The sequence below is a fragment of the Achromobacter maghribensis genome (assembly GCF_057334215.1).
Map to the genome: position 1 here is coordinate 58,906 of NZ_JBHFII010000016.1, position 17,114 is coordinate 76,019.

The 17,114-nt window shown below is 65.3% G+C and carries 13 protein-coding genes and 1 pseudogene; 10 read left to right on the forward strand and 4 right to left on the reverse strand.

The features are described from left to right. Positions 1-507 (forward strand): ribonuclease PH (gene rph / locus ACE039_RS06720; RefSeq protein ID WP_485821970.1); only part of this gene is annotated, 507 nt, incomplete at its 5' end. Positions 508-527: 20 nt separating this feature from the next. Here rph and ACE039_RS06725 read toward each other — a convergent pair. Together ACE039_RS06725 and ACE039_RS06730 are read right to left on the reverse strand one after the other, a co-directional pair. After that, positions 528-1,904, reverse strand: coding sequence for an MmgE/PrpD family protein (locus ACE039_RS06725; protein WP_485821971.1), 1,377 nt, complete (start codon positions 1,902-1,904; stop codon positions 528-530). A 13-nt stretch (positions 1,905-1,917) separates the two neighbouring features. Further along, entirely contained in the window at positions 1,918-3,078 is a 1,161-nt protein-coding gene (locus ACE039_RS06730) for an acyl-CoA dehydrogenase family protein (RefSeq protein WP_050446881.1), read from the reverse strand. A 229-nt stretch (positions 3,079-3,307) separates the two neighbouring features. On the opposite strand from ACE039_RS06730, the pseudogene ACE039_RS06735 reads away from it, so the two are divergent. After that, positions 3,308-4,741, forward strand: a pseudogene (locus ACE039_RS06735) (methyl-accepting chemotaxis protein); the annotation flags it as partial. Positions 4,742-4,909: 168 nt separating this feature from the next. Here ACE039_RS06735 and ACE039_RS06740 read toward each other — a convergent pair. Then, positions 4,910-6,763: an EAL domain-containing protein gene (locus tag ACE039_RS06740; protein WP_485821972.1), complete on the reverse strand. Its 1,854-nt coding sequence runs from the start codon at positions 6,761-6,763 to the stop codon at positions 4,910-4,912. A 182-nt stretch (positions 6,764-6,945) separates the two neighbouring features. On the opposite strand from ACE039_RS06740, the gene rdgB reads away from it, so the two are divergent. The 5 genes from rdgB to ntrC all read left to right on the forward strand — a co-directional run bounded on the left by rdgB (position 6,946) and on the right by ntrC (position 13,164). Continuing rightward, a complete protein-coding gene (gene rdgB / locus ACE039_RS06745) occupies positions 6,946-7,569 on the forward strand; it encodes an RdgB/HAM1 family non-canonical purine NTP pyrophosphatase (protein WP_485811791.1) in 624 nt (207 codons plus the stop codon). A 26-nt stretch (positions 7,570-7,595) separates the two neighbouring features. Further along, entirely contained in the window at positions 7,596-8,819 is a 1,224-nt protein-coding gene (gene hemW / locus ACE039_RS06750) for a radical SAM family heme chaperone HemW (RefSeq protein WP_485811792.1), read from the forward strand. Positions 8,820-9,000: 181 nt separating this feature from the next. Further along, a complete protein-coding gene (glnA, locus tag ACE039_RS06755; RefSeq protein WP_105558241.1) occupies positions 9,001-10,413 on the forward strand; it encodes a type I glutamate--ammonia ligase in 1,413 nt (470 codons plus the stop codon). Between the two features lie 193 nt (positions 10,414-10,606). Continuing rightward, entirely contained in the window at positions 10,607-11,671 is a 1,065-nt protein-coding gene (gene glnL, locus ACE039_RS06760; RefSeq protein ID WP_105558240.1) for a nitrogen regulation protein NR(II), read from the forward strand. Further along, the gene (gene ntrC, locus ACE039_RS06765) at positions 11,671-13,164 is read left to right on the forward strand and encodes a nitrogen regulation protein NR(I) (RefSeq protein ID WP_313463398.1); all 1,494 of its coding nucleotides are present in this window, start codon (positions 11,671-11,673) and stop codon (positions 13,162-13,164) included. Before glnL ends, ntrC begins: the two co-directional genes overlap by 1 nt. Before the next feature lie 70 nt (positions 13,165-13,234). Here ntrC and ACE039_RS06770 read toward each other — a convergent pair whose 3' ends face one another. After that, complete coding sequence (locus tag ACE039_RS06770) at positions 13,235-14,149, reverse strand: LysR family transcriptional regulator (protein WP_485821973.1); 915 nt, start codon at positions 14,147-14,149, stop codon at positions 13,235-13,237. A 180-nt stretch (positions 14,150-14,329) separates the two neighbouring features. On the opposite strand from ACE039_RS06770, the gene ACE039_RS06775 reads away from it, so the two are divergent. The 3 genes from ACE039_RS06775 to ACE039_RS06785 all read left to right on the forward strand — a co-directional run bounded on the left by ACE039_RS06775 (position 14,330) and on the right by ACE039_RS06785 (position 17,099). Beyond that, complete coding sequence (locus ACE039_RS06775) at positions 14,330-15,028, forward strand: pirin family protein (RefSeq protein WP_448709862.1); 699 nt, start codon at positions 14,330-14,332, stop codon at positions 15,026-15,028. 98 nt (positions 15,029-15,126) lie between these two features. After that, complete coding sequence (locus ACE039_RS06780; RefSeq protein WP_485821974.1) at positions 15,127-16,032, forward strand: pirin family protein; 906 nt, start codon at positions 15,127-15,129, stop codon at positions 16,030-16,032. A gap of 89 nt (positions 16,033-16,121) precedes the next feature. Further along, entirely contained in the window at positions 16,122-17,099 is a 978-nt protein-coding gene (locus ACE039_RS06785) for a Bug family tripartite tricarboxylate transporter substrate binding protein (RefSeq protein WP_448709860.1), read from the forward strand. The last annotated feature ends 15 nt before the right edge of the window (positions 17,100-17,114 follow it).

Below are 17,114 nucleotides of genomic sequence, written 5' to 3' on the forward strand. Positions count from 1 at the left end.
ACGCACACGCGTGGCGACCGCGAAGCCGCGCGCGGCAAGCAAAGCGGCCGCACGCAGGAAATCCAGCGCCTGATCGGCCGCAGCTTGCGCGCCGTGTTCGATATGAAGGCCTTGGGCGAGCGCACGCTGCACCTGGATTGCGATGTGCTGCAGGCCGATGGCGGCACGCGTTGCGCCAGCATCACCGGTGCCTGGGTGGCGGCGGCGGATGCCGTGGCCTTGCTGATGAAGCGCGGCGACCTGGCCGTCAACCCGATCCGCGATGCGGGCGCGGCGGTATCGGCGGGCCTGGTGCAAGGCCGCTCGGTGCTGGACCTGGACTATCAGGAAGACTCGGCGTGCGACGCCGACGTGAACGTCATCATGACGGGTAGCGGCGCGTTCGTGGAAGTGCAGGGCACGGGCGAAGGCGCAACCTTCACCCGCGCCGAACTGGACACGATGCTGGTGCTGGCCGAAGGCGGCATCGCCAGCCTGGTCCGCGCGCAACGCGCGGCGCTGCTTTAAGCGCCTAAGCGGGTCGCGCGTTATTTGCGCGACAGCAATGCGTCCACCTTGGGCAGGCTTTCCAGGCCCCAGATCGTGGCGATCAACCCGCGCAATTCCGGCTCCGTCGCGGCATCCGCGTAGCGGCCCAGGCTAAGCGTCTTGTCTTCGATTTCGGGGCGGCTCAGCGTATTGCCGGGGTCGCCCTTGGGTTCGTCGACGCGGCCGTGAACCGTGCGGCCGTCGCGGGTGGTCACGGTGACCTTGCCGATCCAGCGCTGCGGATACGCGCTGTCGACTTCTTCGTCCAGCATCATCTCGACCTTGCCGCGGAAGTCGGCGACTGCCGGATCGTCCAGGCCGGCGTCGAATTCGGCAAGCCCGGCGCGGCCCTTGCGGGCGATCAGCGCCAGCACGGTGCCCATCGAGAACTTCGACTGGTGCACGGTCTGCGGATTGACGACCGGGCCCAGCACGTCGATGGCGCCCTGGTGCACATGGGCCACGACGTGCGCCACATCGGCTTCGGTCAGGTTGTTGTCGCGCAGGGCCTGCTGCAGCGCGTCGGCGGCCGGATGAGTGTGGCGGCAGGACGCATGGAACTTGAACGAGGTTTCGGCCAGCGCCCAGCGTTCGCCCAGGCGGTCGCAGAGTTTGGCGGGGTCGGCGTCGGTCGACATGCCGGCCGCCATGCCTTGCGGGCCTTCCAGGATGTGGCGGGCGCCGGTGAAGCCTTCCCGCGCCAGATAGGCGGCGGTGATGCCGTCTGCGGCCGCCTTGGCGGTGTGCAATTGCTTGGAATCGGCGGCGTCGCGCAGGAATTCCCACAGGCCGGCGGCCTGGGTGCCGGCCGAGCCCAGGGCGTGCAGCATCTGTTCCGGGGACAGCTTGAGCAGGTGGCCGGTGGTGACGGCGGCGGCCAGGGTGCCCGCGGTGCCCGTGGTGTGGAAGATCTTATAGTGCGAGCGGCCGAGGAACTCGCCGACGCGAATACCGACTTCGTACCCCGCGACGGCAGCCGTCAGCAGGTCGCGGCCCGAGCTGCCCAGCGCTTGCGCCACGGCCAGCGCGGGCGGGAACACGACGGCGGCGGGATGGAACACCGAACCGTTATGGACGTCGTCCTGTTCGACCACGTGGGCGGCCGCCGCATTGACCATCGCGGCGAACATCGGCGACGTGCGGCGGCGGGTGATCAGCACTTCGCTGGGGCCGTCGGCGGGCCCCATGGCCGTGGCATAGCGGTCGATAGCTTGCACGGCGCGGGCGGAGGCGCCGGCCAGGATCGAGGCCAGGCAATCCAGGAGCAGGTCCTCGGCGCGGCGCAACACCGGCGCCGGGATGTCCTCGTATCGCAGGTTGGCCGCAAAGGCCGCCAGTTCGGCGCTGAGGTGGGGGGTGTCTTTGGCTGCGTTCATGAGCGTGGTCGGATCAGAAAGAGCGGGGCAGGCCCAGGATGTGTTCGGCGACGTAGGACAGGATCAGGTTGGTGGAGATGGGCGCCACCTGATACAGCCGCGTCTCGCGGAATTTGCGTTCGACGTCGTACTCGGTCGCGAAGCCGAACCCGCCATGGAACTGCAAGCAGGCATTGGCGGCTTCCCAGGACGCGTCGGCGGCAAGCAGCTTGGCCATGTTGGCCTGGGCGCCGCAGGGCTGGTGGGCGTCGAACAGCCGGCAGGCCTCGTAGCGCATCAGGCTGGCGGCTTCCACGTTGATGTGGGCGCGCGCGATGGGGAACTGCACGCCTTGGTTCTGGCCGATGGGCCGGCCGAACACCATGCGTTCCTTGGCGTAAGCGGTGACCTTGTCCACGAACCAGTAGCCGTCGCCGATGCATTCCGCGGCAATCAGGGTGCGTTCGGCGTTCAGGCCGTCCAGGATGTACTTGAAGCCTTTGCCTTCTTCGCCGATCAGGTTTTCGACGGGGATTTCCAGATTGTCGAAGAACAGCTCGTTGGTCTCGTGATTGACCATGTTGGGGATGGGGCGGATCGTCATGCCGTGCTTGACGGCGTGATGCAGGTCCACCAGGAAGATCGACATGCCTTCCGACTTGCGCGTGACCTGGTCCAGCGGCGTGGTGCGCGCCAGCAGGATCATCAGGTCGGAATGCTGCACGCGCGAGATCCACACCTTCTGGCCGTTGATCACGTAGCGGTCGCCACGGCGCACGGCGGTGGTCTTGATCTTGGTGGTGTCGGTGCCGGTGGTGGGCTCGGTGACGCCCATGGATTGCAGGCGCAATTCGCCGGCGGCGATGCGGGGCAGATATTCGCGCTTCTGGGCTTCGGACCCATGGCGCAGCAGCGTGCCCATGTTGTACATCTGGCCGTGGCAGGCGCCGGAGTTGCCGCCGCTGCGGTTGATCTCTTCCATGATGACCGACGCCTCGGTCAAGCCCAGGCCCGAGCCGCCGTATTCCTGCGGGATCAGCGCGGCCAGCCAGCCGGCTTCGGTCAACGCGCGGACAAAGTCTTCGGGATAGCCGCGTTCTTCGTCGACCTTGCGGAAGTACTCGCCGGGGAATTGGGCGCAAAGGTCGCGCACGGCTTCGCGGATGTCCTGGTAATCGTGAGAGGCGTGAGGCATAGGGCTGCTGTAGGGATGAGGGGAATGGTTCGGTACAGCATCGAATGTGCCGCAAGGCCGTGTCGCTGCCAATTCACAATTGCTTAATACGGGGTTCCTGTTCGCAAAAGCGCAGTTTCATGACGGGCGTTCGTCATGCGCCTGGCCAGGTTGTGTCAAGAAATTGCCAAACTGGATGGCCATAATCCGTTGCACTGCGCCTCTGGCGCCAGGATAGATACGGATGGATATGCGGAAAAATCTCAGGGTCACCACGGCGGTCTCCGCCATTCTGGCGTTGTTTGTGGTGCTGTTCGCGGTAGCGGCGGCAGCGGGCATCGCGGTGCTGCGCGACAACCGGGCCGATATCGAGGCGTTGGGCCGCGGCAGCATCGAACGCGCCAGCGACCTGGCGGACATGACCAGCCGCCTGTTTCAGGCCCGCGCCGCGCTGACCGACGCCAAAACCGGGATGGAAGGCGGCCTGGAAGCGGCTCGCGACGAATCCCTGGCGCAGGCGGACGTGCTGTTGAAGCAAGCCGGCGCCAGCTTGGCGCGTCTGCGGGGCAACCCGGATGTCAGCGCCCAGGGCGGCCCGCTGTTCGACCAGATGCTGAAGGCCTATGCCGCTTTCGCCGACCAGACGCTCGTGCCCATGCAAAAGGCGATCCAGGGGTGGAACGGGATCGAGGTCAACCGATTGGTGGACAAGGTGCTGCCCGGAAGCGGGGCGGCCTACGTCAAGCAGGCGGATGCCTATCAGGCCTATTCGCGGCAGCAGGGGCAGGCAGCGGTGGCCGGCGCCAGCCAGACGCTGGAGCGGGTGATCCTGGTCGCGGCCGGCGTGTTGGGCGTCGTGCTGCTGCTGGCCGTACTGATCCGGCTGGCGTTCCGCCGCAGCATCTTGCGGCCGCTGAACGAGGCCGGCGCGCACTTCGACCGCATCGCGGACGGCGACTTGACGGGCGCCATCGCCATGCGGGGCGATAACGAGATCGGCGTGCTGTATTCAGCCATGCGCCGCATGCAGACGGGGCTGTCGGCCGCCGTGGCCTCGGTGCGCCTGGGCGTCGAGGAAATCCACACCGGGTCCGGCGAAATTGCCGCAGGCGGCGCGGACATGTCGGATCGCACCGCGCGGCAGGCGGGTTCGCTGCAAGAGGCCGCGGCCAACATGACTCAGTTGGCGCATACGGTCCAGATGACCGCCGGCAACGCGGACCAGGCCAGCCGCCAGGCCGAAAGCGCCACCCAGCTGGCGCATCGCGGCGGTCAGGCGGTGAACGAGGTCGTGCAGAGCATGCAGGGCATCGCGGACAGCGCGCGCCGAATTGGCGAGATTGTCGGCGTGGTGGACAGCATCGCGTTCCAGACGAACATCCTGGCGCTGAATGCCGCGGTGGAAGCGGCGCGGGCCGGTGAGCAGGGCAAAGGGTTTGCCGTGGTGGCGGGCGAAGTGCGTTCGCTGGCCCAGCGCAGCGCGCAGGCGGCGCGCGAAATCAAAGGCTTGATCGAAGATTCCGCGTCGCGCGTCGAGGCCGGCGTGCGTCAGGTGCACCTGGCGGGCGATACCATGCGCGACATGATGGTGTCGGTCGACCGGGTGACGCAGATCGTGGCTGAAATCTCCAGCGCCACCGCCGAGCAGGCCGCGGGCATTGCGTCGGTGAACGACGCGGTGGCCGATATCGAGCGGTCCACCCAGGAGAACGCCGCGATGGTCGAACAGACGGCGGCGGCCGCCGCTGCGCTGGAACTTCAGGCGCAAGGGCTGCGCCGCGCCGTGGCCGTGTTCCAGATTGCGCAGGCGGCGCAGAATGCCGCCGCCGTGCAGGCCTCGGCCAGCGGCCAGCTAGTCGGCCAGCTGGGGCAGGGCGCCGCCGGTGTAGCGTTCGATCACCAGCGACAGGTTCCCATGCTTGACCTTGTGCTTGACATGCGCGGCAGCCGACGCGATGTCCTCGGGGCGGATGCGCTCGCATAAAGACGGCGTGACGGTCAGCGCGCCCACGCCCAGGGTCACGAACGGAAAGAAGCGCGGCACGCCATAACGGTCTTCGGCTTCGATGCCCCCGTTATGGCGGCCCTGGTCGTCGTACAGGTCCATGGCCTGTTCATTGAACTCGGCGATGATGCGTTGCACGCGCTGCACCCAGTCCAGGCTGCGGAACAGCACCACGAAGTCGTCGCCGCCCACATGGCCCACGAAGTCGCGCAGCGGGTCGCAATGCCGTTTGATGACCTCGGCGGTCAGCATGATCATGTCGTCGCCGCGCCAGTAGCCGTATACGTCGTTGAATGGCTTGAAGTTATTGAGGTCGCCATAGCAGATCGTGAAGTCCGCGGCGTCTTCCAGCAAGGTGGCGATGTGGCGGCTGATGGGGATGTTGCCGGGCAGCGACGTCAGCGGATTGGCGTAGCGCGCGGCTTCGATCCGCATCTCGGTGACCGACCGCACCAGGGTCTCGCCGGTGGCCAGGCCGTCGTAACGGCCGTCCCGCGTGATGATCAGGCCGTCCATCAGGTAGCGCTGGTCTTCGGAAATCAGCACATGGCTCAACTGGTCGATCGACACATTCAGGTCCACCAGGACGGGTTCGCCATTCATGAACGTGGAGCACGCGTCGCGGCCGAACAGCTCACGCGTATAGCGTTGCGCGTAGTGTTCCGAGAAATCGCGGCGGTTGATGATGCCCACGGGGCGGTTGTCGCCGTCGACCACCGCGACGGCATGCATGTTCTTGTGTTCGATGAACAGCCGATGCACATCGTCGTTGGTGTGCTGGTTCAGCAGGGCGGCCGGCGCTTCCACGCGCAGGCTGGCGGCGGTGCCGCCGGCTGAACGTTGCGACAGCGGGGCGGGGCTGCGGACCCGCAGCGAGTCGCGCAGCGGCGCGGTCAACTCGGTCAACAGCGTTTCCTCGGGCCGGCCCAGGAACCAGCCTTGCGCGTACCGGATATCCAGTTCGCGCACCACGGCAAGGTCTTCCGCGGTCTCTATGCCTTCGGCCACGATGGCCGTCCCCAGATGCTGCGCCACCTTCAGGATGGCCCGCACCATATTTTGCTTGCGGTCGCTTTGGCCGATGCCTTCAAAGAAATACCGGTCGATCTTGACCAGGTCGGGCTGCATTTCGGACCACAGCTGCAAGTTTGAATTGCCCACGCCGTAATCGTCCAGCGCGATGCGCATGCCGCGTTCGCGCAGGCAGGCGAACGCGCTGCCCAGTTCACCCATGTGGTCCGACAGCGGGTCTTGTTCGGTCAGTTCGACGATGATGCTGGACGGTGGCAGCGTGCAGTCCTTCAAAAGACGCAGCGGCATGTCGTCGCCCCACAGCGTCCAATAATGAATCAGCGCCGATCCTGATAAGTTCAGGAACAGCTTGCCTGCTGCGTCGTTGTCCTGGAAACCTTGCGCGCCGGCCCGAAAGCTGGCCAGCTCCAGCTGCGGGTGCAGCCCCTGGCGCCGCGCTTCGGCGAACAGGGCGTCCGGGAAGTGCAAGGCGGTGTCGGCGGGCCCGCGGATCAGGCTTTCATGGCCGTAGATGCGGCTATGCGACAGGTCGACGACGGGCTGGTAGCGCGGTCGCAGCAGTCGTTCCTGCAGAATGCCGGCCAGGCCGGCGGGTGCCGGCGCATCGCCCGGCGTAGAGTGGGGCGCGCGGAGCGCGGCCGTCCGGGGCATAGCGTGAAGTGGGGTCATCGCCGAGGGCGTCAGATACGATCAGTGACAAGATTAGCGATGTTGACGACAAAATATGTCTGTGTTGTTGCGGCAAGGTGCCCGGCAATAGCTTCAAGCGGGGATTTCGATGCCGATACGGGGCGCAGGGACATCTGGGGCGCCGGCGGCGCGGGCGGGCTGCGCCCTATACAATTTGCCTTATGACTTCCCCCAAGATTCCCGATTCCCTGCGCCGCATCGTGCTGGCGTCCAACAACGCCGGCAAGCTGCGTGAATTTTCCGCCTTGTTTGCTCCTCTGGGCATCGAACTGGTGCCCCAGGGCGACCTGGGCGTGCCCGAAGCCGAAGAACCGCATGTCACCTTTGTCGAAAATGCCTTGGCCAAGGCCCGCCACGCCAGCCGCCTGACCGGGCTGCCCGCGCTGGCCGACGATTCCGGCCTGTGCGTGGCGGCGCTTGACGGCGCGCCCGGCGTCTATTCGGCCCGCTATGCCAAGATGCATGGCGGCGAAAAGTCCGACCTGGCCAATAATGCGCTGCTGACGCAAAAACTGGCTGGGCAGGCCGACCGCCGTGCCTGGTACGTTGCCGTGCTGGCGTTGGTGCGTTCGGAAAACGACCCGTGCCCGATCATCGGCGAAGGCTTGTGGCATGGCGAAATCATCGACCAGCCCGAAGGCGCGAACGGGTTTGGCTACGATCCCCATTTCTACTTGCCTGACATGGGGTTGACCGCGGCGACGCTGGATCCCGAGGAAAAGAACCGGGTCAGCCATCGCGCCCGCGCGCTGCGCGAGCTGCTGAGCAAGCTAAGCCAGGCTTGAGGGGAGCGTCCGCTCCAGGAAACCGCATGTCCATCACCATCCCCATCCGCAACGATCTGGGCGCTTCGCCCTCGCGTCGGCTTGTGCCGGCCGGCGCCACGTTGACCAGCCTGCCGCCGTTGTCCGTCTATGTGCACGTGCCGTGGTGCGTGCGCAAATGCCCCTATTGCGACTTCAATTCCCACGCCGCGCCGGGCGAAATCCCCGAACGTGCCTATCTGGACGCCTTGCGCAGCGACCTGGAACAGGCGCTGCCGTCCATCTGGGGCCGTCAGGTGGTGTCTGTCTTCATCGGCGGCGGCACGCCCAGCCTGCTGTCGTCGGCCGGCCTGGATGAACTGCTGGCCATGCTGCGAGCCTGTCTGAACGTCTGGCCAGACGCCGAGATCACCATGGAGGCCAACCCCGGCACCGCCGAGGCCAGCCGTTTTCGCGATTACGCCGCCAGCGGCGTTACGCGCTTCTCGTTGGGTATCCAGAGTTTCGACGACGCCCAACTGAAGAAGCTGGGCCGTATCCATGATGCCGAGCAGGCACGCGCCGCCATCGGCATGGCGCAGCAGGCCGTCTCGCGCGTGAACCTGGACATGATGTTCGCGCTGCCGGGCCAAACACTGGACGCCTGTGTGGCCGACCTGCGCGAGGCCATTTCGTTCGGCACCGAGCATTTGTCGCTGTATCACCTGACGATGGAACCCAACACCGTCTTCGCCAAGTTTCCGCCCGATGAACTGCCCGACGACGACACCAGCGCCGCCATGCAGGACGCCGTCGAGGCGGAACTGGCGGCCGCCGGCCTGGCCCGTTACGAGGTGTCCGCATACGCCAGGCCCGGCGCCCGCTGCCGGCACAACGTCAACTATTGGGAATTTGGCGATTACCTGGGCATCGGCCCCGGCGCGCACGGCAAATTGTCGTTCCATGACCGTATCGTGCGAGAGGCGCGGCTGCGCAGCCCCGATTCCTGGATGCAGGCCGCGATGGCCCGGGATGGCAGCCATCTGGCCGAAAGCCGCCAGGTGGGTGCCGACGAACTGCCTTTCGAGTTCATGCTTAACGCCTTGCGGTTGAAGGACGGCGTTCCCAGCACGGCGTTCAACGAGCGCACCGGTTTGTCGCTTGCCGCTATTGCGCACCAATTGGAGGCAGCCACCAAACGGGGCTTGCTGGATGGCGACCCGACCCGCCTGCGGGCCACACCTCTAGGCTGGCGCTTCCTGAATGACCTTCAGGAAATGTTCCTGTCCTGATTCTGCACCACATTGGGGCAATCGTGCCCCACCATTTGCACCATAGTGGTGCTACATTTTTTCATGACCGTGCCGCTTTCCCCGGGGATTCCCGGGGGTAAAACCTGGCACGCTTATTGCTTCCCTCTTTTATGCCAGTCGAGAGGCAAAGCCCTCGACCTTTTTATCTAATGGAGATGACATGGCAAGCCCGAAAGACGTCCTGAAACAGATCGCCGATAACGAAGTCAAATTCGTGGATTTCCGCTTCACCGATACGGTTGGCCGCGAGCACCACGTTTCCGTGCCCACCAGCCAGATCGACGAAGACAAGCTGGAAAGCGGCCAGGCTTTCGACGGTTCGTCGATCCCGGGTTGGAAGGGTATCGAAGCTTCCGACATGCTGCTCATCCCCGATTGCTCGACCGGCAACCTGGATCCGTTCCGTGAAGAGCCGACCCTGATCCTGTCGTGCGACGTCGTCGAACCGTCGGACCTGAAGGGCTATGACCGTGACCCGCGTTCGCTGGCCAAGCGCGCCGAAGCCTACCTGAAGTCCTCCGGCCTGGGCGACACCGCCTACTTCGGTCCGGAACCCGAATTCTTCGTCTTCGACGGCGTGACGTGGAACACCGACATGTCGGGCACGTTCGTCAAGATCAAGTCGGAAGAAGCCTCGTGGTCGACCGGCCAGGAATTCGAAGGCGGCAACACCGGCCATCGTCCCGCCGTCAAGGGTGGCTACTTCCCCGTTCCTCCGGTTGATTCGTTCCAGGACATGCGTTCGGAAATGTGCCTGCTGATGGAACAAATGGGCGTGCCGGTTGAAGTGCACCACCATGAAGTGGCCGGCGCCGGCCAGCTGGAAATCGGCACCAAGTTCAGCACGCTGGTTCAGCGCGCCGACTGGACGCAGATCGTCAAGTACGTGGTGCACAACGTGGCCCACGCCTACGGCAAGACCGCCACGTTCATGCCCAAGCCCATCGTTGGCGACAACGGTTCCGGCATGCACGTGCACCAATCCATCTGGAAGGATGGCCAGAACCTGTTCGCGGGCAATGGCTATGCCGGTCTGTCGGAATTCGCGCTGTACTACATCGGCGGCATCATCAAGCACGCCCGTGCCCTGAACGCCATCACGAACCCCGGCACGAACTCGTACAAGCGTCTGGTCCCGCACTACGAAGCGCCGGTGAAGCTGGCCTACTCGGCCCGCAACCGTTCGGCCTCGATCCGCATTCCGTACGTCGGCAACCCGAAGGGCCGCCGCGTCGAAGCGCGTTTCCCGGACCCCCTGGCCAACCCGTACCTGGCTTTCTCGGCCCTGATGATGGCCGGCCTGGACGGCGTCCAGAACAAGATCCACCCGGGCGATCCGGCCGACAAGAACCTGTACGACCTGCCGCCGGAAGAAGACGCAAAGATCCCGACCGTGTGCTCCTCGCTGGAACAAGCGCTGGAAGCCCTGGACGCGGACCGCGAATTCCTGACCCGTGGCGGCGTGTTCAGCAACGACATGCTCAACGCCTACATCGATCTGAAGATGGCCGATGTGAATCGTCTGCGCATGACGACGCACCCGGTCGAATTCGACATGTACTACAGCCTCTGATCGTTTAGAGGCTGTGGCGGGGGGGAGCGCGATGATGTAGGCAGAAACCAGGGCCCACACTACGCGCACCACCAGGTCGCGGCTCGACGGTTTGTCCGCCAGGCGTCATGCCTGGCGGGCAGGGCGCCGGGTTCCGGCGCCGCCGTCGCGGGCGCGTTCCGCTTTCCCCCCTGTCATTCGGGTACGTTGAAAAATGAATGTAGAAGCTCTCGATCTGCTTGCCACGTCCGTTTTCCTGGTCAACGAGCGCGGCCACATTGAATACGCCAACGCTGCCGCCGAAGATCTGTTCGGCCGTTCGCGCAAGCAGCTGGGCGGGCACTCCGCCGCCACACTGTTCGACACCCCAGAGAATATCCAGTCCTCCATCGACCGCGCCGCGGCGGGCAGGTACGCCGACGTCAGGCAATTGGCCTCGTTGCGCCGCGCCGCCGAATCCGTGGAAGTCGCCGTCACGACGGTCGGGCTGACGGGCCAGCGCTGGCCCGTGCTGATAGAAACCCGCGAGATCGAGCAACGTGTTCTGGCCGACCGCAATCATCGGCTGGTCGACGAGATCGAAGCGCATCGCGAACTGCTGCGCAACCTTGCGCATGAAGTGAAGAATCCCTTGGGCGGTTTGCGCGGCGCGGCGCAGTTGCTGGAAGCTGAGCTGCCCAGCGCGGCCCTGGCCGAATACACCCAGGTCATTATTTCCGAAGCCGACCGCCTGCAGGCGCTGGTGGACCGCTTGAGCGGACCACAACGCGTACCGCTGAACGCGCGGCCGGTGAACATCCATGAGATCTGCGAACGCGTCTGCGCGCTGATCCAGGCTGAATTCCGCAACGACGTCACCATCCTGCGCGACTACGACGCGTCGGTGCCCGATTTGAAAGGCGATGCCGCCCGTTTGATGCAGGCCGTCCTGAATGTGGCGCGCAACGCCGCGCAGGAGCTGGTGGCGCGGCCCGACGGGCCAAAGACAGAGCCGGGCGTGGTGACCCTGCGCACCCGTGTGGCACGCCAGGTCATGCTGGCCCACCGCCAGCACCGGCTGGCACTGGTGCTGTCCATCATCGATAACGGTCCCGGCGTGCCGGACCACATCCGTGACCGCATTTTCCACCCCTTGGTCACGGCCAGGGCGGGCGGCACGGGATTGGGCCTGAGCCTGGCCCAGGACTTCGTGCAACAGCACGGCGGCATCATCGAATTTGAATCCCGACCAGGGCGCACCGAGTTTCGCCTGGTCCTACCGATGGAGCCCGCACACTGATGAAACCCGTATGGATCGTCGACGACGACCAGGCCATCCGCTGGGTCCTCGAAAAGGCCCTGGCCCGCGCTGGTGTCCCCACCCGCAGTTTCTCCCAATCGGCCGACGTGCTGGAAGCGCTGTCGCGCGAAACGCCCGTCGCCCTGGTGTCCGATATCCGCATGCCCGGCGGCAATGGCCTGGAGCTATTGCGGCAACTTAAAGAGCGCCACCCCGGCTTGCCCGTCATTGTGATGACGGCATTCGCCGACCTGGACAGCACGGTTTCCGCGTTCCAGGGCGGGGCGTTCGATTACCTGGCCAAGCCGTTCGACGTGAACGAGGCGGTCGCGCTGATCCAGCGCGCCATGCAGGAATCGACGCAACCGGAAACGCCCGAGGGGCAGGGCGAGGCCGCCCAGAACAACGAGCGCTGGATGATGACGCAGTCGTCTTCCACCGCCATGCAGGAGGTGTTCCGCGCTATCGGCAGGCTGGCCCAGTCCAAGGTGACGGTGCTGATCACCGGCGAATCGGGAACCGGCAAGGAACTGGTCGCTCGTGCCCTGCACGGGCACGGCGTTCGCGCCAGCGGCCCGTTCGTGGCCCTGAACGCGGCCGCCATTCCGCGCGACTTGCTTGAGGCCGAGCTGTTCGGCCACGAACGCGGCGCGTTCACGGGCGCGAACAACCTGCGCCGCGGGCGTTTTGAAGAAGCGCACGGCGGGACGTTGTTCCTTGATGAAATCGGCGATATGCCGATCGAATTGCAGACACGCCTGCTGCGCGTGCTGGCCGAAGGCAGCTTTTATCGCGTCGGTGGCGCGCAGCCCGTGCGCGTCGACGTGCGCATCGTGGCCGCCACTCACCAGCCGCTGGAGCAGCGTGTCGAACAGGGCTTGTTCCGTGAAGACTTGTTCCATCGCCTGAACGTGATCCGCCTGCGCCTGCCGCCGTTGCGCGAGCGCGTGGAAGACATCCCGGCGCTGGCCCAGCATTTCCTGACGGCAAGCGCCCGCACGCTTGGCGTGCCGGTCAAGCGGCTGACGCCGGATGCGCTGGCCGTGCTGACCAAGTTCGACTTTCCGGGCAACGTCCGGCAACTGGAGAACTTCTGCCATTGGTTGACGGTGATGGCGCCGGGGCAGACGGTCGACCGCCAGGACCTGCCGCCGGAAATCCGCGCGCTGGAACATCAGCAGCAACCGGGTGCCGTGCCATTGCGCCCGGCGACGCCCATGCCGGGCATCGGCACCGTGGTGCAGGCGTCGCAGGGCGTGGACGACGGCGCGCCGCGCAACTGGCAGGATTCCCTGCTGCGCGATGCGCAGTACCGGCTGGAACGCGGCGAACCGGCCGTGATGGCCACGCTGACGCGCCAGTTCGAAAAGATCCTGCTGCAAAGCGCGTTGGACGCCAGCCGCGGCCGCCGCGTGGAAGCCGCATCCCGCCTGGGTATCGGCCGCAACACCATCACGCGCAAACTGCGCGAGTTGGGGATCGAAGACGAATGACGGCAATGCGCGATGGGCTGCGCGCGTTATGCGCCTGGCCCATCGTGCGTGCCGGTCCGCGCGCCATCCATCACCCCATCCCCAGCAAGCTCTCGCACAACCGTGGCGACTTCAGCTTCTGCAGCCACCACTTCAGTGCTTCGCCCGGCGGTTCAGCGCGCCAGGCATAGGCGACGTGTTCCGTCAGGGACATGCCTTCATCCGTTTCACATACCACCAGCAAGCCCTGCGCCAAGTATGGCGCCGCCATGGTCAGCGGCAGATAACCGCAGCCCAGGCCGCGGACTTGCGCGTCGATCTTGGCTTGCATGGACGGCATCACCAGGGTCGGCTGGTCCGCGAGGATGCCGCGCGACTGCGGCGGCAGGTTGCGCGACGTATCGGCCACGACAACCGCGCAGTATTTCGTGATGTCTGCACGGGTAAGGGGCTGACGCAAGGACGCCAGCGGATGGTGCGCCGCGACACAGAAGGCGAACTGCGTCGTGCCGATCGCCTGCGACCGGTACGGCCCCGTGGGTTCGGCATTCGCGCCGGCGCCAATCACCAGGTCGGCGCGCCCCGAGGTCAACGCATCCCAGTTGCCGCTCAACACCTCGCTGGAAAAGCGCAGCGTGGTCGCGCTTTCAAGCGTCTGGAAATCGTCGATCAGGTCATACAGCGGCCGCCACGGCAGCACCGCGCTGACAGCGATGCGCAGTTCGACCTCCCAGCCGGTGGCGATGCGCTTCACGCGGCAGGCCAGGTCATCCAGCGACTGCAGCACATGACGCCCGTCCTTCAGCAGCGCTTCCCCCGCGGGGGTCAGCAACGCCCGGTGCCCGGAGCGGTCGAACAACAGGACGTCCAGGCCGTCCTCCAGCTTGCGGATCGAATAGGTGACGGCCGAGGGCACTTTGCCAAGCTCGCGGGCGGCTTTGCCAAAGCTGCCATGGCGCGCAATGGCGTCAACCAGGATAAGCAATTCGGGGGTGATGGGCTGCATGGCGATGGCCGGAAGAGGTATTCAGAATATTTGAACGGTTTCGTCAAAATATAGCGCCAAACGACAGGCTTGGCACGCGCAGAATATCACTCATGCCAAGCGTGCAACGAAGTTGATGGCGATAAAGTGCCACCCGCCGCACGCTTCAGACCATTCATATTATTGAAACAGGAGTCCGCAATGCTTACGATCCGCCGCGCTGCCGAACGGGGCCATGCCAACCATGGCTGGCTCGATTCGTTTCACACGTTTTCCTTCGCCAACTACTACGACCCGGCGCATATGGGCTTTGGCTCGCTGCGCGTCATCAATGATGACCGTATCGCAGCCGGCCGCGGCTTCGGCACGCACGGCCATCGCGACATGGAGATCATCACCTATGTGCTGAACGGCGCGATTGCGCACAAGGACAGCATGGGCAGCGGTTCCACCATCCAGCCCGGCAACGTGCAACGGATGAGCGCCGGCCGCGGCGTGATGCACTCCGAGTTCAATCCGCTGCCTGACACCGAAACGCACATGCTGCAAATCTGGATCGAGCCCGACGTGACCGGCATTGCCCCGGAATACGAAGAGCGCGCGTTCAGCGATGCGCAAAAGCGAGGCCGGCTGCAAGCCCTGGTATCGCCTGACGGGGAAGATGGCTCGATGAAGATCCATCAAGACGCCCGGATGTATGGCGGCCTGTTCGACGGTGACGAATCCGCCACCCTGGCGTTGGCCGCCGGCCGCCGAGCCTGGGTCCATGTGGCGCGCGGTAGCGTGACGGTCAACGGCGTCGAGCTTTCGGCAGGCGATGCGGCCGCCATCACGGACGATGCCCGTGTTGAACTGTCCGGTGGCAAGAGCGCCGAAGTGCTGGTGTTTGACCTGGCATAACGCCTGAAGCCGGGCGGAAGGTTTCCGCCCGGCGTGTCTTTGAACGGGCCGTTGGGCCTTAACATGGCCATTGGCCTATTGATGCGGAGCGCTACCCCATGTCCACTTTGTCGAATTCAGGCGAAAACCAGATTGAAACCGTCGTGGTGCCGCGTACCAGCGACCTTGGCGGTTTTTCCGTGCGTCGCGCGATTCCGTCGGCGCAGCGGCGCACGGTGGGGCCGTTCGTATTCCTTGACCACATGGGCCCGGTGGAATTCGATGCCGGTACGGGCATCGATGTGCGCCCGCACCCGCATATCGGCTTGTCGACCGTCACTTACCTGTACGAAGGGTCGATGGTGCACCGCGACGGCGCCGGCAATACCCAGACCATACTTCCGGGCGAAGTGAACTGGATGACGGCCGGCCGCGGCATCGTCCATTCCGAACGCTCGTCGCCGGACAGCCGCAAGGCGCCGCAGCGTCTCTGTGGCCTGCAGATCTGGGTGGGCTTGCCGAAGGAACACGAGGAAACAGACCCCGGTTTCACGCACTACGGGCTGGATGCGCAGCCGGTGATTGAAGGCGAGGGCGTGCGCGCCCAGGTCGTGGCAGGGTCGCTGTTCGGCAAGACGTCGGCGGTCAAGACGCTGTCGCCGTTGTTCTACGGCGACCTCCAACTGCAGGCGGGCGCAACGACGGTGCTGCCGGCCGAACACGAAGAGCGCGCCGCCTATCTGGCCGAAGGCTCGATCGAGATCGACGGGCAGGCGTTCGAAAGCGGTCGCCTGGTGGTTTTCGCTCCGGGCCGGCCAGTACAGATCCGTGCGGTCACCGCCGCCCGCTTCGCCGTGTTGGGCGGCGAACCCCTGGAAGGTCCGCGCTTCCTCTGGTGGAACTTCGTCTCCAGCAGCAAGGACCGCATCGAGCAGGCCAAGCAGGATTGGCAGCGCACCCGCTTCGACCAGATCGTGCCGGGCGACGAGACCGAGTACATCCCGTTGCCTGAACCGCGCGCCTGATCGCATTTGACGTGTCCGGCACTGCCGCGCAAGCGCTGCGCGGCAGTATGATGCGCCTCCCAACCTTGATAACAACAGGATGGAGACACATGCATCGCTATACCCTCAACCTTGTGCGCGGCGTCGCCGCGTTGGCCCTTGCCAACGGCGCATCCGCGGCATTGGCCGCAGGTTATCCCACCAAGCCCATCACCTTCATCGTGCCGTACACGGCCGGCGGCACCACCGATCTGGTGGCGCGCACCGCCGGGCAGAAAGTGGCCGAAAAACTCGGCCAGCCGGTCATTGTCGAAAACCGGCCGGGCGCGGGCGGCAATATCGGGATGGATGCCGTGGCCAAAGCCGCGCCCGACGGCTACACGATCGGCTTCGGGGCCATTTCCACCAACGCGTTGAATCCTTTCGTCTACCCGTCGATGCCATTCGACCCCACCAAGGACTTCACCGGCGTGAGCATGCTGGGCGCTTCCACGGTGGTGCTTGAAACGGGCCCCGCCTTGAAAGTGGACAGCGTCAAGGATCTGGTGGCCTACGCCAAGCAGCATCCTGGCACGGCTTTCGGCACACCGGGCACGGGCACGTCCATGCATCTGGCGGGCGTCATGTTCGACCAGCTGACCGGCGCCGGCATGCAGCACATTCCGTACAAGGGCAGCGCCCAAGGCCTGAACGACTTGTTGGGCGGGCACCTTCCCGTCATGTTCGACAACCTGCCTGCCTCGTTGCCGCACATCAAGGCGGGCAAGGTCCATGCGCTGGCCGTAACCGGCAGCAAGCGGTCACCGGCGTTGCCGGACGTGCCGACGCTGGCCGAACTCGGTTATGCCGGCGCGGTGGTGGATCCGTGGTTCGCGGTATACGGGCCGGCCAAGATGTCGCCCGAAGTTACCCGCGCGCTGAGCGAGGCGTTCCAGTGGGCGTTGGCATTGCCCGAAGTGAAGGACAAGCTGGAGCAGGCCGGCTTCATGCCCTATGGATCGACACCGCAAGAGGTCGAGCGCCTGACCCAGAGCCAGCACGAGGCCTTCAAGGCCCTGTCCCAAAAGGTCAAGCTGGCGGCGGATTGAGGGGCGGCCCATGCC

Coding starts and splice junctions, on each gene's coding strand:
- ACE039_RS06725 (WP_485821971.1), bottom strand. CDS start 1,904: ATGAACGCAGCCAAAGACACCCCCCACCTCAGCGCCGAACTGGCGGCC.
- ACE039_RS06730 (WP_050446881.1), bottom strand. CDS start 3,078: ATGCCTCACGCCTCTCACGATTACCAGGACATCCGCGAAGCCGTGCGC.
- ACE039_RS06740 (WP_485821972.1), bottom strand. CDS start 6,763: ATGACCCCACTTCACGCTATGCCCCGGACGGCCGCGCTCCGCGCGCCC.
- rdgB (WP_485811791.1), top strand. CDS start 6,946: ATGACTTCCCCCAAGATTCCCGATTCCCTGCGCCGCATCGTGCTGGCG.
- hemW (WP_485811792.1), top strand. CDS start 7,596: ATGTCCATCACCATCCCCATCCGCAACGATCTGGGCGCTTCGCCCTCG.
- glnA (WP_105558241.1), top strand. CDS start 9,001: ATGGCAAGCCCGAAAGACGTCCTGAAACAGATCGCCGATAACGAAGTC.
- glnL (WP_105558240.1), top strand. CDS start 10,607: ATGAATGTAGAAGCTCTCGATCTGCTTGCCACGTCCGTTTTCCTGGTC.
- ntrC (WP_313463398.1), top strand. CDS start 11,671: ATGAAACCCGTATGGATCGTCGACGACGACCAGGCCATCCGCTGGGTC.
- ACE039_RS06770 (WP_485821973.1), bottom strand. CDS start 14,149: ATGCAGCCCATCACCCCCGAATTGCTTATCCTGGTTGACGCCATTGCG.
- ACE039_RS06775 (WP_448709862.1), top strand. CDS start 14,330: ATGCTTACGATCCGCCGCGCTGCCGAACGGGGCCATGCCAACCATGGC.
- ACE039_RS06780 (WP_485821974.1), top strand. CDS start 15,127: ATGTCCACTTTGTCGAATTCAGGCGAAAACCAGATTGAAACCGTCGTG.
- ACE039_RS06785 (WP_448709860.1), top strand. CDS start 16,122: ATGCATCGCTATACCCTCAACCTTGTGCGCGGCGTCGCCGCGTTGGCC.